This is a genomic window from Niveispirillum sp. BGYR6 (assembly GCF_027568365.1).
Taxonomy (GTDB): Bacteria; Pseudomonadota; Alphaproteobacteria; order Azospirillales; family Azospirillaceae; genus Niveispirillum.
In genome coordinates this window covers 258,300-273,745 of the sequence record NZ_JANLNL010000001.1, presented here as the reverse complement: position 1 = coordinate 273,745, position 15,446 = coordinate 258,300, and the positions used below count along the sequence as shown (strand labels likewise).

At 63.3% G+C, this 15,446-nt stretch carries 16 protein-coding genes and 1 other RNA gene; 7 read left to right on the top strand and 10 right to left on the bottom strand.

Annotation, left to right across the window (positions count from 1 at the left end; genetic code table 11):
• Nucleotides 1-47: 47 nt before the first annotated feature.
• Nucleotides 48-1,094 (bottom strand): DUF475 domain-containing protein, encoded by a 1,047-nt coding sequence (locus PCJ49_RS01125; protein ID WP_269909319.1) that lies wholly within the window; start codon nt 1,092-1,094, stop codon nt 48-50.
• A 199-nt stretch (nt 1,095-1,293) separates the two neighbouring features.
• On the bottom strand, nt 1,294-2,871 hold the full coding sequence (locus PCJ49_RS01120; RefSeq protein ID WP_347710417.1) for a cache domain-containing protein: 1,578 nt from the start codon (nt 2,869-2,871) through the stop codon (nt 1,294-1,296).
• A gap of 300 nt (nt 2,872-3,171) precedes the next feature.
• On the opposite strand from PCJ49_RS01120, the gene PCJ49_RS01115 reads away from it, so the two are divergent.
• Nucleotides 3,172-3,387 (top strand): (2Fe-2S)-binding protein, encoded by a 216-nt coding sequence (locus PCJ49_RS01115; protein WP_089286969.1) that lies wholly within the window; start codon nt 3,172-3,174, stop codon nt 3,385-3,387.
• Between the two features lie 39 nt (nt 3,388-3,426).
• On the opposite strand, the gene PCJ49_RS01110 is transcribed toward PCJ49_RS01115, so the two are convergent.
• Nucleotides 3,427-3,792, bottom strand: coding sequence for a tetratricopeptide repeat protein (locus tag PCJ49_RS01110; RefSeq protein WP_269909318.1), 366 nt, complete (start codon nt 3,790-3,792; stop codon nt 3,427-3,429).
• Between the two features lie 89 nt (nt 3,793-3,881).
• The gene (locus PCJ49_RS01105) at nt 3,882-4,547 is read right to left on the bottom strand and encodes a phosphatase PAP2 family protein (RefSeq protein ID WP_269909317.1); all 666 of its coding nucleotides are present in this window, start codon (nt 4,545-4,547) and stop codon (nt 3,882-3,884) included.
• A 153-nt stretch (nt 4,548-4,700) separates the two neighbouring features.
• On the opposite strand from PCJ49_RS01105, the gene PCJ49_RS01100 reads away from it, so the two are divergent.
• The gene (locus PCJ49_RS01100) at nt 4,701-5,291 is read left to right on the top strand and encodes a PAS domain-containing protein (RefSeq protein WP_269909316.1); all 591 of its coding nucleotides are present in this window, start codon (nt 4,701-4,703) and stop codon (nt 5,289-5,291) included.
• Here PCJ49_RS01100 and recR read toward each other — a convergent pair.
• The 4 genes from recR to ffs all read right to left on the bottom strand — a co-directional run bounded on the left by recR (nt 5,288) and on the right by ffs (nt 8,477).
• Nucleotides 5,288-5,881 carry a recombination mediator RecR gene (recR, locus tag PCJ49_RS01095; RefSeq protein WP_269909315.1) on the bottom strand — a complete coding sequence of 198 codons (594 nt, stop codon included), beginning with the start codon at nt 5,879-5,881 and terminating at the stop codon, nt 5,288-5,290. The genes PCJ49_RS01100 and recR overlap by 4 nt on opposite strands.
• 115 nt (nt 5,882-5,996) lie before the next feature.
• Complete coding sequence (locus PCJ49_RS01090) at nt 5,997-6,320, bottom strand: YbaB/EbfC family nucleoid-associated protein (RefSeq protein WP_153204614.1); 324 nt, start codon at nt 6,318-6,320, stop codon at nt 5,997-5,999.
• Nucleotides 6,321-6,323: 3 nt separating this feature from the next.
• Entirely contained in the window at nt 6,324-8,228 is a 1,905-nt protein-coding gene (locus PCJ49_RS01085; protein WP_269909314.1) for a DNA polymerase III subunit gamma/tau, read from the bottom strand.
• A gap of 151 nt (nt 8,229-8,379) precedes the next feature.
• Nucleotides 8,380-8,477: signal recognition particle sRNA small type (gene ffs / locus PCJ49_RS01080), an RNA gene on the bottom strand.
• 200 nt (nt 8,478-8,677) lie between these two features.
• Between ffs and PCJ49_RS01075 the strand changes: the two genes are divergently transcribed.
• Together PCJ49_RS01075 and nudC are read left to right on the top strand one after the other, a co-directional pair.
• Nucleotides 8,678-10,897, top strand: coding sequence for a TonB-dependent receptor (locus PCJ49_RS01075; protein ID WP_269909313.1), 2,220 nt, complete (start codon nt 8,678-8,680; stop codon nt 10,895-10,897).
• A 150-nt stretch (nt 10,898-11,047) separates the two neighbouring features.
• Entirely contained in the window at nt 11,048-11,968 is a 921-nt protein-coding gene (gene nudC, locus PCJ49_RS01070; RefSeq protein WP_269909312.1) for an NAD(+) diphosphatase, read from the top strand.
• Nucleotides 11,969-12,011: 43 nt separating this feature from the next.
• Here nudC and dksA read toward each other — a convergent pair whose 3' ends face one another.
• Complete coding sequence (gene dksA, locus PCJ49_RS01065) at nt 12,012-12,443, bottom strand: RNA polymerase-binding protein DksA (RefSeq protein WP_089286960.1); 432 nt, start codon at nt 12,441-12,443, stop codon at nt 12,012-12,014.
• A gap of 207 nt (nt 12,444-12,650) precedes the next feature.
• Complete coding sequence (locus PCJ49_RS01060; protein WP_269909311.1) at nt 12,651-13,067, bottom strand: flagellar assembly protein FliX; 417 nt, start codon at nt 13,065-13,067, stop codon at nt 12,651-12,653.
• Nucleotides 13,068-13,360: 293 nt separating this feature from the next.
• Between PCJ49_RS01060 and PCJ49_RS01055 the strand changes: the two genes are divergently transcribed.
• Genes PCJ49_RS01055 through PCJ49_RS01045 form a run of 3 tightly spaced genes read left to right on the top strand, consistent with a single transcriptional unit; the run spans nt 13,361 to nt 15,350 of the window.
• Nucleotides 13,361-14,515, top strand: a complete 1,155-nt coding sequence (locus PCJ49_RS01055; protein WP_269909310.1) for a flagellar basal body P-ring protein FlgI — start codon at nt 13,361-13,363, stop codon at nt 14,513-14,515.
• Nucleotides 14,515-14,910, top strand: a complete 396-nt coding sequence (locus PCJ49_RS01050) for a rod-binding protein (RefSeq protein ID WP_269909309.1) — start codon at nt 14,515-14,517, stop codon at nt 14,908-14,910. Before PCJ49_RS01055 ends, PCJ49_RS01050 begins: the two co-directional genes overlap by 1 nt.
• Nucleotides 14,907-15,350, top strand: coding sequence for a hypothetical protein (locus tag PCJ49_RS01045; protein WP_089286956.1), 444 nt, complete (start codon nt 14,907-14,909; stop codon nt 15,348-15,350). Before PCJ49_RS01050 ends, PCJ49_RS01045 begins: the two co-directional genes overlap by 4 nt.
• Nucleotides 15,351-15,446 lie beyond the last annotated feature (96 nt).

The window sequence follows — 15,446 nt, the reverse complement described above, 5'->3', positions numbered from 1 at the left end:
CCGGCTGCGGGGGTTCAATGGAATCGGCCCCGATGTGCCGGCGCCCTTCAATGCTCCAGCGCTTCCGCCTTGTTGTGGCGCACCGAGGACCAGAAGGACAGGCCGATGAAGGTGGCACCGATCAGGCCGGTCAGCACTTCCGGAATATGGGTCAGGGTCTGGGCATACATGATGATGGCCAGGGCCAGGATGGCCCAGAAGGCACCATGTTCCAGATAGCGATATTCGGCCAGCGTGCCCTTATCCACCAGCATGATGGTCATGGACCGCACATAGAAGGCGCCCACCCCCAAACCGATGGCAATGACGAACAGGTTGTTGGAAAGGGCAAAGGCCCCGATCACGCCATCGAAGGAGAAGGAGGCGTCCAGCAGTTCCAGATAGAGGAAGGAGGCGGCACCGGATTTATAGACCCCGTCCGTCGTCTCCTGGCTGGCTTCCATATAGCCGGCCACGCCTTTCACGGCGACAAAGGCCACCATCCCCAGGATGCCAGCTACCAAGAATTCCCGCGCATCCTCGCCCAGGAAGGTGCTGACACCGTAAAGCGCCAGCAGCACAAGAACAATTTCGATGGATTCGATGCTGGCCGCCTTGGCAAGGCGGCGTTCAATAAAGGCGAACCAGTGGGTGTCCTTCTCCGTGTCGAAGAAGAATTTCAGCCCGACCATGAACAGGAAGGTGCCGCCGAACGCGGCAATCCCGACATGCGCATCGGTCAGGATCTGGGCATAGCGATCGGGCTCCTCCACAGCCAGGGTCACCGCCTCAACCGGTCCCAGTTGGGCGGCGATGGCGACGATCAGCAGCGGGAAGATGATCCGCATCCCGAAAACGGCGATCAGAATGCCCCAGGTCAGAAAGCGCCGGCGCCATTTGGCATCCATGTCCTTCAGAATGGTGGCATTCACCACCGCATTATCGAAGGACAGCGAGATTTCCAGCACGCAGAGCACGCCGACAATGAAGGCCGTGCCCAGCGCACCGGTCACGGTGCCCGTGGCATTATAGCCCAGAAAGGCCCCCGCCAGCAGCCCCAGCACCGTGAACAGGAAGGACCAGTTGAAATAGCTGAGCGTGGATTTTTGCGTCATGGCGGGGGCTGCTCTCATCGGGACCGGGGCTGTTTTGAATGGCAGGAACAGGGTGAACGGCCCTGTTTCGGCACATCCCCACCACACGGCCTGCGGCGAGGTGTCCCATGCTTGTCTGCGACAAGCCTGCCAATGGCAAGCCCCGCTTACGCAACGGTGCCTTCCTGGCACCGGCGCAAACGGGGCACCCCTGCCCCGATCAACCGGCGCGGATACCGCCGATGAAGCGGTCCATCTCCATGGTCAGGGCCTGGGACTGGTCCAGCAGCCCGGCGGCAGCGGCCTGCACCTGGCTGGCGTTGCGGTCCGTCTCCCCGGCCAGTTGCTGCACGCCATTGACGTTTTCGATCACGCCTTGGGCACCATTGGCGGCCTGCTGCACATTGCGGGCAATCTCCCGCGTGGCCGCCCCCTGCTCCTCCACCGCTGAGGCGATGGCGGTGGAGGCCTGATTGATGGCGATGATGGTGTCGCTGATCTTCTCAATCGCGCTGACCACCGAACCGGTGGCACCCTGGATGGTGCTGATCTGGGCGCCGATCTCATCGGTAGCGCGGGCCGTCTGACCGGCGAGATTCTTCACCTCCCCGGCCACCACGGCAAAGCCCTTGCCCGCTTCGCCCGCCCGCGCCGCCTCAATCGTGGCGTTCAACGCCAGCAGGTTGGTCTGGCTGGCAATGGCATTGATCAGATTGACCACATCACCAATCTTGGCCGCCGCACTGGACAGGCTGCGCACCATTTCATTGGCACGCTGCGTCTCATCCACGGCGCGACCGCTCATCTCGGCCGAGCGCGTCACCTCCACCCCGATCTCCTTGATGGAGGCAGAGAGTTCTTCTGCGGCGGCGGCAACAATCTGGATGCCGCTGCCGGCCTCGTTGGCGGCGCGCAGGGCGCCCGTCGACTGGCTGGTCGATTGCGTGGCCACGCTGCTCAACGCGTCGGAGGTGGCGCGCAGTTGGGTCGCCTCGGCCACCACACCATCGACAATGCCCTTGATCTCACTTTCGAAACCGTCGGCAAGCGCCAGCATGGTCCGCCGCCGCTCCTCTGCGGCGCGAGCAGCGGCCTGTTCATTCTCCTGGCGCAGGCGTTCCACCGCCAGGCTGTTTTCCTTGAACACCTGCACGGCCCGCGCCATATCCCCCATCTCATCCCGGCGTTCTGTTCCCGTGAGCGGGGCCGCCAGATCGCCAGAGGCCAGACGCCGCATCACGCCCGACAGGCCGGTGATCGGGCCGCTGATGGCCCGGCCGATATAGAGTGAGGCCGCCAGCAACAGCACGACCACAACAACCAGCACGGCCGCCGCCTGATAGAGTTCCTCCCGGAAGGCGCTTTCAATATCATCGACATAGACGCCCGACGCGATCACCCAGTTCCAGGCAGTGAAGGGGGCGTTATAGGAAATCTTTTCAAAAGCGGCATCACCACCGCCCGGCTTGGTAAAACGGTAGGTGGTATAGCCACCACCGGCCTGGGCCTTGGCGATCTGGTCCCGCAGAAAGGCGAAGCCATCGACATCCTTTTCGTCGATACGCTGTTTGCCCTCCAGTTCCCGTCGGGTACCATGCACCTCCGTAATGCCATTGACATTATAGATGAAGAAATAATCACCCTTGGCGAAACGCAAAGCCCGAATGGCATCCTTTGCGCGGGCCTGGGCATCTTGTTGTGACAAGCGCCCGGCAACCGATTCCTTGTTATAGAAATCAGCAATACTGACAGCAACCTCAACAACATTACGGATAGAGCGCTGACGCTCCCCATACATTGTTGAACGAAGATTCAACAAATCATAGGCAATCATCCCCAACGGGAATATTATTCCGATAATAACAAGAATCAGAATTTTGCGGGTGATAGGCGTATTCTGTAACATCATAATCCTCTTCAATGCCATAAATAAGGTATTGCCATAATTTCCCCACTTTGAAGCAGGCGAAATTCAAAAACCTCCCTTGCGCTAAGGCTGTCCTGGCCACCTTCAGAAATTTTCCGATTGCCGGTGAGAGTGATTTGCAGTATCTAATCAGCGCCGTTGGATGAAGGCGGCAAAAGGCCGGGGAATGGCATGTACGTTTGTGTCTGCAACGCCATCAACTGCAAGTCTGTGCGCCGTACCGTGGAAAATGGGGCGTCCAGCGTCGCATCGGTTTTCAAGGCCTGTGGCAAGACCCCGCAATGCGGCCGCTGCGTCAGCATGATCCGCGACATGGTGGGGGCTGCCCGCCCCACCGCCTGCAATGATCATGGCCATGACATGGCTCCCGCCATCGCAGCGGAATGAATGGCTTAGCCGCCAAGTTTAAAGTTATGGGTGACGTGATCAGGGGGTTGGGGCTGGCACGCCCGCCCGGATACGGTTGATCTGTTTCCAGGCCGCCTGCCCCATCGGCTCCCCTTCCATCCCGCCGGGCAGGGGTAGCGGATCGGTCACTCCCTCTACATAAATCACCCGATACTGGCGCTCCGCATCCTGGGGCCGGCCGACCTTTTCATAGATTTCCGCCAACCGGTAATGGGCCAACATGTCCTGCGGTTCGTCGTGTATCCGCTCCTCATAAAAACGCTGGGCCATGACATAATCATGTGCAGCCAGTGCGGCCTCCGCCCGTTCGCGGTTCAGGTCGCGCCAGGGCATGATCGGCATCCGTGGCAGGGAGCAGCCGCCCAGCAACACCAGGCCCAGCATTCCGGTCGCCATAAGCCTGCTTGCCCGCATCATCCCCTCCCCGCTGGTCATTTCCGGCAGAGTCGCGCGGAACGGATCGGCCGGCAAGCTCAATGCGCGGGCTGAAAGCGGAAAGCGACAGAACGGCACAGCAGTATCCAGGCCACCCCGAAGGCCCAGCCGCCCAGCACATCGCTGGGCCAATGCACCCCCAGCACCACCCGGCTGAGGCCGATGGCCAGCGGCAGGCCGCAGCCCAGTGCCAGCAGATAGGTCTTGACGGCGGGCCGGCTCACCCGGTCGGCCACAATCAGGGCCAGGCTGAGATAGGTGACGGTTGACATGGTGGCGTGGCTGCTGGGAAAGCTGGAGGTCAAGACCTCCACCGCATGGGGCACCAGATCGGGCCGGGGGCGCACGAAGGCCAGCTTCAACCCCATCCCCAGCAGCAGCCCGCCCCCGGCACTGACCAGCATCAGGGCCGCGTCGACCGGCCGCTCCAGCAGCCGCAGCAGCAGGGCCGCCAGCAGGGCAACAGTGAGGGTAACCGGCAGGCCCCCCAGGGCCGTCAGATCCTCAACATAGATCAACAGCCAGCGCGGCAGACGATAAAGTGCGGGATCGGTGGCATCGCGCCACACGGTCAGCATCATCCCTTCCACATGATCACCGGCCAAACCCACCAGCAAAAGACCGGTCAGGCAGAGCGCCGCCACCAGCATCAGCAACCGTCTCTCTGCCCGCATCATCTCTCCTGCTTCGGCGATCTGAACCAACGGTATAACCCGGCGGATAGGCCGGTTGATCCGCTATTGTCGGTCCGGTCGCAACCGTCCATTGTTGAAAAAATAACCAGGATCGGGGCGTTTCACCTAACGGCTCCCGATCCAAAATCATCTGCATAGATGCGGAGAGGGCGGAACGTTTCAATGGCACTGGCGCTGAAAAGCTGGATCAGGGAGAGGATCAGCACCGTGCCCACGGCCAGCGAACCGCTGGCCGATTTCCCCGAACTGCGCGCGCTGCTGACCATCTGGCGTCACGCCTGGGCCGATGCCGGCGGGCAGGTTCCCGACCGCCGGCTGATGGACCCGGTGGACCTACCTCGCCCCCTGCTGCCCTGCATGTTCATCTATGAGCGGGAGGGGGAGCGGTTCCGGTGCCGGCTGGCGGGATCGCGCCTGCGGGAAGTGTTCGGCCATGCCATGGAAGGCCGTTACCTGGATGACATGGTGAAGCCGGAATCGGCCCCCCGGCGTAATGCCATCTTCAACATGGTGTTGGAAGAAGGCAAGCCCCTGATCTATAGCGGCTTTCTGGTAGCAGAAGGCAAGGAGTGGCGCTATTCCCGGCGCCTGCTGCTGCCCATGCGCAAACAGGCCGGCGGGCCGGTTGACCAGATCATGGGCGCGGTGCATTTCTGCGACCCGCCGCCCGGCCTGCGGCAGAACCCGCATGATCCCGATGGTCAGATCATCCTGATGATTCTGGAGCCGCAGCCAGCCGACCGGTCTGTTTAAAGGCTGCGGCGGGAGCGCAGCGCCGCCGTCAGCGTGCCATCATCCAGATAATCCAGTTCCCCGCCCACCGGCACGCCATGGGCCAGCCGGGACAGGGCCACGCCGCAATGCGCCAGCCGGTCAGACAGGTAATGCGCCGTCGTCTGCCCGCCCACCGTGGCGTTCAGGGCCAGGATCACCTCCCGTACCTCCGGGTGTGAGGCCCGCTCCAGCAGGCCGGGGATGGCCAGATCGTCCGGTCCCACCCCTTCCAAGGCGGAGAGCGTGCCGCCCAACACATGGTAACGGCCCCGGAAGGCACCGGTACGTTCCAGCGCCCAGAGGTCGCCCACCTCCTCCACCACGCACAGCAAGGCGGGGTCACGGCTGGTATCGGTGCAGATATGGCAGGGATCGCGGCTATCCAGATTGCCACAGACCGAACAGGTGCGGATATTGGCCGCCGCCTCGGCCAGGGCAGCGCCCAGCGGGGCCATCAAGCCATCCCGTCGCTTGATCAGATGCAGGGCGACACGGCGCGCCGAACGCGGCCCCAGGCCGGGCAGCTTGGCGAGCAACTGGATCAGGCGGTCGATTTCAGGTCCAATCATGCGGCGGAGCCTAGCCGATGTTCAGCAATTGTTCCAGCACTTAGCAGACGTGCGGCTGCCCATACAATAACGCCCCGGACGGGCCGGGGCGTTATCGTGGGATCAAAAGGACAGATCAGAACGGCATCTTGAAGCCGGGGGGCAGCTTCAGCCCGCCCATCATGGCGTTGGTCTGTTCCGACATATAGGCCTCGACCTTCGCCTTGGCATCGTTGAAGGCGGCGGTGATCAGGTCTTCCAGCACTTCAACATCTTCGGGATCGACGACGGACTTGTCGATCTTGATGCCGCGCAGGTCGCCCTTGCCGTTCAGCGTAACCTGGACCATGCCGGCACCAGAAACACCGGTCGCCTCATGCTCAGCCAACTTGGCCTGCATTTCCTGCATCTTGGCCTGCATCTGCTGGGCCTGCTTCATCATCTGGCCGATATTCTTCATGGCTCAGAAGTCTCCTTCATAATCGCCCTCGTCCATGGGCGGTGGGGCATCGAAATAAGGGTTGTCGGGCATCTCGTCACCCCCAAAAGCGTCCAGCGCTTCGGGAATATCGGGCAGGGCCGCCGGTGGCGGCGCCATGGTGACGGCGGAGAGGTCACGGATCGTGTCAATCTTCGCGCCGGGAAAGGCCTCCAGGATGGCCTTGACCAGCGGATGTTCCGCCGCTTCGGCCCGCACGCGCAGTTCTTCGGCCTTTTCCTGCTCGGCCAATGTCGGCTCACCGGCCGCGCCGGAAACAGAGACGACCCAGCGCCGCCCGGTCCATTCCGTCAGCAACTGGCCCACCCGACCCGGCAGATTCTGCGGGGCCGAGGGTTGCAGGCGTAGCTCAATCAATCCTGGCTCAAACTTCACCAGATGCACGGCGGCTTTCAGCGTACCGGCCAGCACCCCTTCCCGCTTGGCCAGGAACAGCTCCGCCACCTCGCGGAAATTCTGCGGGTCTTCCAGGATAACGGCCGCCGGCTGAGCGGCCGGGGCCACCGCCGGCACCGGCTGGGCCAGGGCCGCCATGGCGCGGCCGCCGCCATTCACCAGTGCCATCGGGGCGCCGCCCGCCGGGGCTGCCGCCATCACCATGCCGCCTCCCAGGGCCGTGGCACCACTACCCTGCCCGCCCCCACCCGCGCCATGCAGGGCGCGGGCTGCCGCTTCGGCCCCGCCCGCCTCATTGATCTTCTTGATCAGATCGCCGGGGGTAGGCAGGTCAGCGGTATAGGACAGGCGGATCAGCACCATTTCCAGCGCCTGCATCGGCACCGGCGCATGTTGGATTTCGCCCAGCCCCTTCAGCAGAATCTGCCAGGCCCGCGCCAGGGCCGGCATCCCCAGCCGACCGGCCAGGGCCACACCGCGCGTGCGCTCCTCCTCCGGGATGGAGGGATCGTCGGCAGTACCCGCCACCACGCGGGCGCGGGTCAGGAAATGGGTCAGGTCCAGCAAATCCTGGGTGACGACAATGGGGTCGGCACCGCGCTTGTGCATATCTTCCAGGATATCCAGCGCCTCGGCCGGCTTGCCCGTCATCGTCGCTTCGAACAGGTCCAGCACGCGGGTACGGTCGGCCAGACCCAGCATGTCCCGCACCTGGGCCAGCGTCACCGACCCGCCGCCCAACGCGATGGCCTGATCCAGCAGCGACAGGCCATCGCGCACCGACCCATCGGCGGCGCGTGCGATCTGGGCGATGGCATCGGCCTCTACCGGCACCTGTTCCTTGTCGGCGATACGGTTAAAATGGCCGACCAGCGTGCCATGATCCACCCGGCGCAGGTCGAATCGCTGGCAGCGCGACAGCACCGTCACCGGCACCTTGCGGATTTCCGTGGTGGCGAAGACGAATTTCACATGCGGCGGGGGCTCTTCCAGCGTCTTCAACAGCGCGTTGAAGGCGCTTTTCGACAGCATGTGCACTTCGTCGATGATGTAGAGCTTGTAGCGCGCCGAAGAGGGGGCATAGCGCACCCCCTCAATGATCTCGCGCACATTATCGACGCCGGTATTGGACGCGGCATCCATCTCGATCACATCGACATTGCGGTCAGCGGCGATGGAGACGCACATCTCACAGACGCCGCAGGGGCTGATGGTCGGCCCGCCAGTGCCATCCGGGCCGATGCAGTTCAACGCGCGGGCGATGATGCGCGCCGTCGTCGTCTTGCCCACCCCGCGCACGCCGGTCAGCATATAGGCTTGATGGATGCGGCCAGACTGGATGGCATTGCGCAGCGTGCGCACCAGCGCATCCTGGCCCACCAGCTCATCAAAATTCTGCGGCCGGTACTTGCGCGCCAGCACGCGATAAGCAGCACCGGCGGCGGGGCTGGTTGATGTCGTCTCGTCGGTCACAGGCCTGATCTTCGGCAACGGGCTTGGGAAAGCGTCGGGCTGTAATGTAGTGCCCCCCAGGGCCGGACGCCATGGGCAATTGCGCGGCAAAACAAATGGAGCAGGGCCCCGCCAGCGGGGTCACAACACCAGAGATCGGATTTTGTAGAAGGTGGGAGGCTGGACGAACGACCCGAGCCGAAACTCGTTACGGCTGCTTCCTTCCGGACCTGACCGGGTTGGCGAGGGACTCGCCCGCTGCCAACCTCCCGCCGCCTATATCGGCGCACCGCGCCGCCAAGGCAAGGGGAAAATTGCACCGTTGCCGTTTGGGCACAGGGGCGGATTTGTTGCAACGCGGTTACAACAGCGCCTTTGCATGTTGCGGCGCAAAGCATTATCCGTCGCCGCCATCCGATCCCGGCCAGCGAAGCCGGGCTTGACCCCCGCAAAATCCATTCAGGCAAACCATGTTGAACCACCGTACCCGTACTGCCGCACTGCTGTCTGGTGCTGCCACCGCTGCCATGCTGATGGCTGCCCCCGTGCTGGCCGCTGAGCCTGCCACGCTGGACGAAGTGATCGTCACCGCGCAGAAGCGTTCGCAGAACCTGCAGGAAGTACCGGTGTCGGTGGCGGCCATCACGGCCGACCAGTTGGCGAATTTCGCTGCCGGTGGTGCGGATATCCGCTTCCTGGCCGCCCGCACCCCGTCGCTGAATGCCGAGTCCTCCTTCGGCCGCACCTTCCCGCGCTTCTATATTCGCGGCCTGGGCAACACCGATTTCGACCTGAACGCCTCCCAGCCGGTCAGCCTGGTCTATGACGAGGTGGTGCTGGAAAACCCGATCATGAAGGGTTTCCCGGTGTTCGACGTGGAGCAGATCGAAGTGCTGCGCGGCCCCCAGGGCACGCTGTTCGGCCGCAACACGCCGGCCGGTATCATCTCCGTCAGCTCCGTGAAGCCGAGCTTCGAGACCAACGGCTATGGCAAGGTCTCCTATGGCCGCTGGAACGCCATTGAGGCAGAAGGTGCCGTCGGCGGCGCGCTGATCGACAATGTGCTGGCCGCCCGTATCTCCCTCTCCCACCAGCGCCGCGACGGTTATGTCGATAACGACTTTACCGGCGAAAAGGACGCGATGGAGGGCTATGAGGACACGGCCGGCCGCGTCCAGTTCCTCTATACCCCGACCGAGCGCTTCACGGCCAACCTGAACGGCCATTTCCGCTCGATGAACGGCACGGCCCGCGTGTTCCGCGCCAACATCATCAAAAAGGGCAGCAACGATCTGGTGTCGGGCTTCTCGCCCTACCATGCCTACACGGATGGTCAGAACACCCAGGACGTGAATTCGCGCGGCGCCAACCTGAACGCCCAGTACGATTTCGATGGCATCACCCTGACCTCCATCACCGCCTATGAATATGTCGACGCCTTCTCGCGCGGCGACGTGGATGGCGGCGTGGCCGGCAAGGGCCCCGGCGTTGTGCCCTTCTCCGTCGAATCGGCCAGCAAGATCAATGGTGTGGACCAGTTCACCCAGGAACTGCGCCTGGCGTCGAGCAATGACGGCCCGCTGAAGTGGCAAACCGGCCTCTATTACTTCAACGAAAAGGCCGATTTCGCCAACCTGTCCTATGGCGCTTCCTCCAGCGACGTGCTGAAGCGCACCACGGTGGCCAATTCGGTGCAGGATAACGACACCTGGGCCGCTTTCGGTCAGCTGTCCTATGCCGTGACCGAGCAACTGACCCTGACCGGCGGTCTGCGCTACACCGAGGACGACAAGACCCTGGTGCGCCGCGAAGTTGCTTACAATTCCGGCAATCCGGTGGCGGGTGCGGTCTCCCGCGCCAAGACCAGCGACGAGCGCGTCAGCTGGGATGTGGCCGCCGATTACGCCTTCACCGATGACGTGCGCGGCTTCGTGCGCGTTGCCAGCGGCTTCCGCGCCCCGACCATCCAGCCGCGCAGCGTGAACATCACCACCGCCAATTCGGAAAAGGTGATGTCCTATGAAGCCGGCGTGAAGTCCGACCTGCTGGGCAAGCGCGCCCGCGTCAACCTGACCGGCTTCTATTATGAAGTGAAGGATCAGCAGTTCACCGCCGTCGGCGGCGTCAGCAACAACAACACCCTGCTGAATGCCGACAAGGGCATTGGCAAGGGCTTTGAGGCCGACATCGAACTGCTGCCGGTGGAAAACCTGCTGCTGACCGTCGGCACCAGCTTCAACGACACCGAGATCAAGGACGCCTCGCTGTATGTGCCGGCCTGCTCCGGCGGCTGCACCGTGCTGGACCCGATCCGTACCGTCGCCGGCTCGCGTCAGGCCAGCATCAACGGCAACCCGTTCCCGCAGGCCCCGCGCTGGATCTTCAACACCACCGCCCGCTACGGCATCCCGGTGGGTGAGAATGACGAGGTCTATGCCTTCACCGACTGGTCGTACAAGAGCACGGCCAATTTCTTCCTGTACGAATCGGCGGAGTTCCACTCCGACGCCCGCTGGATCGGTGGTCTGCGCGTTGGTTACGCCTATGATGGCGGCCGCTTCGACCTGTCCGCCTTTGTCCGCAACATCACGGACAAGCGCGGCCTGGAAGGGGCGATCGACTTCAACAACCTGACCGGTTTCATCATCGAGCCGCGCACCTATGGTGTGACCGCCCGCATGAAGTTCTGATCAGGCGACATCCAGGGGGCATGGTTCATGCCCCCTGGTATAGACCGCTTGTTCTTTGCGAAGGGGCGTCCCGCGTGGGGCGCCCCTTTTGCTTTTACGGCTGCGGGCGTATGGCTTGTTGGCACAGGCAACAGCAAAGGCCGCCACATCATGGCGAAGCTGAACTTTTATGCCGGCAGCGGTCTGGACCGCGCAGCCCACTTACGCAAAGACCCTGACTGGCTGGCCAGCCAATTGGCGCTGGCCGGGCCGCAGACCCGGCTGGTGCCTTACTGGCGCGGCAAGCATTTGGTGGCGGGAAGCGATGATCAGCCCCTGCCCGTCTTCCTGACCCCGGACCATAGCTGGTGGCGCGATCTGGCCAGTGCCGCCCCCATCTTCCTGGGTGTAGAGGGGGAGATCAGCTATTTCGCGCTGGATTTCTCCGCCCGTGACGATGCGGAGACGGCAGCGCCCTTTACCGCCCTGGGCCGATTCCAGGAAATCCGCGCCGTGGCACGGCTGATGGACCGGCAGACGGCCGCCCTTTATGCCTATGTGCGGGCGCTGATGCTCTGGCATGAACGGCACCGATTCTGCGGCACCTGCGGTTCTGCCACAGAAATTGTCGAAGCCGGGCACAGCCGGCGCTGCACCAACCCCGCCTGCGGGATCAGCCACTTTCCCCGCCATGATCCGGCGGTCATCATGCTGGTGCATGATGGCGACCGCTGCCTGCTGGGCCGCCAGTCGCGCTTTCCGCCCGGCATGTATTCCACACTGGCCGGATTCGTGGAACCGGGTGAGAGCCTGGAAGAGACGGTGGCACGGGAATGCTGGGAGGAAGCGGGCGTTCAGGTGGCGGATATCACCTATCATTCCAGCCAGCCCTGGCCCTTCCCCTCTTCCCTGATGCTGGGCTTCCATGCCCGCGCTACCACGCTGGATATCCGCGTTGATGGGGAAGAGCTGGAGGATGCCCGCTGGTTCAGCCGGGATTATCTGCTGGCTCAGCACGATCCAGAGACATTCCGCCTGCCGCCGCCGGACAGCATTTCCCGGCAGTTGATCAATAGCTGGCTGTTTGGCTGAAGCTTAAGAAAAAGGCCGGCGATTGCGCGCCGGCCTTTTTGTATCAATCGTCGCGCTGGGTGCGCTCCATCCGCTCATGCCGTTCCTGGGCCTCCAGGCTCAGCGTGGCGATGGGGCGGGCCTCCAGGCGGCGGACGCCGATCGGGTCGCCCGTCTCCTCGCAATAACCGTAATCGTCATTGGCGAGACGTTCCAGGGCGCTGTCGATCTTGGAGATCAGCTTGCGTTCCCGGTCGCGCGTGCGCAGTTCCAGGGCCCGGTCGGTTTCCAGCGTCGCACGGTCGGCGATGTCCGGCTCTTGCAGGCCACCATCCTCATGCAGACTGTTCAGAGTTTCGCTTGATTCCCGCAGCAGTTCCGCCCGCCACTGCAGCAGCTTGTGGCGGAAATACTGCTTCATCACGGGATTCATATATTCCTCGTCCTCGCTGGGACGATATCCGGCGGGCAACAGAGGCAACGATGATGACGACATCTTCAGCGGTCCGATCCTGGGCCTCGAAACGGGGCGGAGTATAGGGAGAGGCATCCGTCCCCGCAACATTCCTGCAGGGCACTCATGCAATCTTCTTAAACCCCGCTGGAACAAGGAGTTAAATCCCGGATTCTCCACCCGGAAACAACAAGGGCGGCCCGAAGGCCGCCCCCACAACCCCGCCGGCACCGATCAGCCGGGGCCGTATCAGCCGCCGTTGGTCAGCTTGGCAATCTCCACCTGCGCCCGCAGGTCAATCTCATCCAGCACTTCCTGCAGGCGAGGATCGTCCAGATTCTCCCGCTGCACCTGCACCATGCGCACCAGATCGTGCAGCTTTTCCACCGGGAAGCTGCCGGTCAGCAGACCAAGGCGCAGTTCCTCCAGCCGGTCCAGAATATCCTCTCCCCGCGCCTGGGCACGACGACGCTTGCCTGTCAGGGCGTCATCCACCTCCTGCAAGGCGAACAGGGGATTGATGCCGACAGCAGACTGCGAGCCGGAGGAGCGGACGGCACCTTCCTCCTCCCCCTCATTCAGGTGGCTGGCGAACATGCCGCCGCCGCTTTTCTGCGCCTTCCGGACCTGGCCGGGGCGGGCGGAACCTGGACCCTCGATCTTCATGGCCGTGGCAACAACTTCCCATCAAAGCGACAAGGAACCGACACCTTGGTATCGGTGCCGGGGATCATACATTATATAGGTATCATCCCGCCGCATTGGACACATAGGGCAAATTTTTCCCAAAGGATCAGGGCGGCGGTGAAATTCCGCGACAACCCGGCAGGAATCGGGCGGCGGACGGCCGGAAAGCCGCACAATGGCTCAACTGGCACAGAAATGGCATTGTCCTGGGCGAGACGAGGCGACAATGCCCGCCGGAACCGAATGACTTTCTGAAGAATCGGATCGACGCCATGGTGACGACCCAGCCCCAGCGCCCCAACCGCTCCCGCCCGCTGCCGATGCTGCTGCTGGCCCTGGTGGCGGCGCTGACCGTGATGCTGACCCCCGGCACCGCCGGGGCGCAGAGCCGCATCAAGGATATCGCGAACATCGAAGGTGTGCGCGACAATATGCTGATCGGCTATGGGTTGGTGGTCGGCCTGAATGGCACCGGCGATACGATCAATAACTCCCCCTTCACCGAACAGAGCCTGATCGGCATGTTGGAACGGTTGGGCGTCAATGTCCGTGGCGACACAATCCGCACCAAGAATGTCGCCGCCGTGATGGTGACGGCCACCCTGCCGCCCTTCAGTTCACAAGGCTCGCGCATCGATGTCTCGGTGGCCGCCATGGCGGATGCCAAGAACCTGTTGGGCGGCACCCTGCTGGTGACGCCGCTGCTGGGTGCGGATGGTGAGGTCTATGCCGTGGCCCAGGGGGCCGTGGCCGTCGGCGGCTTCTCCGCCCAGGGGGCCGCCGCCTCCGTCACGCGCGGGGTGCCCACCAATGGCCGGATTGCCGGCGGGGCCATTGTGGAACGGGAGATCGATTTCGCCCTGTCCGACCTGCCCTATCTGCGCCTGTCCCTGCGCAACCCGGATTTCACCACCGCCATGCGCACGGCAGAGGCTATCAACCAGCAGTTCGGCCGCAATACCGCCAAGGCGCTGGACCCGGCGGCCGTGGTGATTGATGTGCCGATGGCCCGCAAGGCCGATCTGGTCTCCTTCATCCGCGATGTCGAGCAATTGCGGGTGCAGCCCGATCAGACCGCCCGCGTGGTGATCGATGAGGCATCGGGCGTCATCGTCATGGGCGAGAATGTACGGATCAGCACGGTCGCTATCGCCCAGGGCAACCTGACCATCCGCATCACCGAAACGCCGCAGGTTTCCCAGCCAGGGCCGCTGTCGCAGGGTGGCCAGACAACCGTGGTACCGCGCACCAATATTCAGGTGGATGAGGGGGCCGACAAGAAGCTGGCCGTCATGCCATCGGGTGTCTCGCTCCAGGAACTGGTCAACAACCTGAATGCGCTGGGGATCGGTCCCCGTGATATGATCTCCATTCTGCAATCCATCAAAGCCGCTGGCGCGCTCCAGGCCGAGATCGAGGTGATGTGATGAGCGACTTCAAACTCTCCCCCCCCGGCTTTGATGCCCAGGCTCTGGCCCAGGTGCGCAGTTCCGCCCTGCCCCGCACGCCCACCACGAAATCCCCCGGCGCACAGGGGGAAACCGCCCCCGGCGTGGAAAAGGCAGCGCAGGATTTCGAAGGGGTATTCCTGTCGCAGATGCTGACGCAGATGTGGACCGATGTGGATACCGACCCGAATTTCGGCGGTGGCGAGGCGGAGAAAACCTGGCGCGGCATGATGACCGAAGAATATGGCAAGCAGATCGCCAAGGCCGGCGGCGTCGGCATTTCCAGCGAGGTCAAGCAGGCCATGCTGCGGATGCAGGAACAGGCCCAGAGCAGCAATCCATTGGCCGGGATGATGACAAAGGGGGAAAAATGAGTGCAAACAGCCGCGCGCAAGCGCTGGTGGAGGCGATGCAGCGTCTGGCGACCTTGTTCGAGGAGGAGAACGCCGCCATCCGCAGCCGCAACCTGCCAGCCCTGACGGACATTGCCAGCCGTAAAACCCTGATGGTCCGCACCTATGAGGATTGTGTCCGGTCGATCAAATACGACCCGGACGAACTGCGTACCCTGGATGAGGCGGTGCGGGAGAGCCTGAAGCAGGAAACGGAACGTTTCATCGACCATACGCTGACCCATGCACGGTTGGCCCGCGCAGCGGCACAGGTGACGCAATCCACCGTCAACACCATGGTCAATGCCATCAACCGCGCCCGGGCGGAGGAAGGGGCCTATACGCGGCGCGGCGGCATGGTGATGCCGGCAGCCTATGCCCGCAAGACGGCCCCCAGCATGACGCTCGACCGGCGGCTTTGATCCCCCCGGGTATCCGGCCCCCGTATTTCACCGCTTCACCAGAAAGGCGCCCCGCCACCGGCCGGGCGCCTTTTCCTTGGGGGCCTGTCCCCCGGC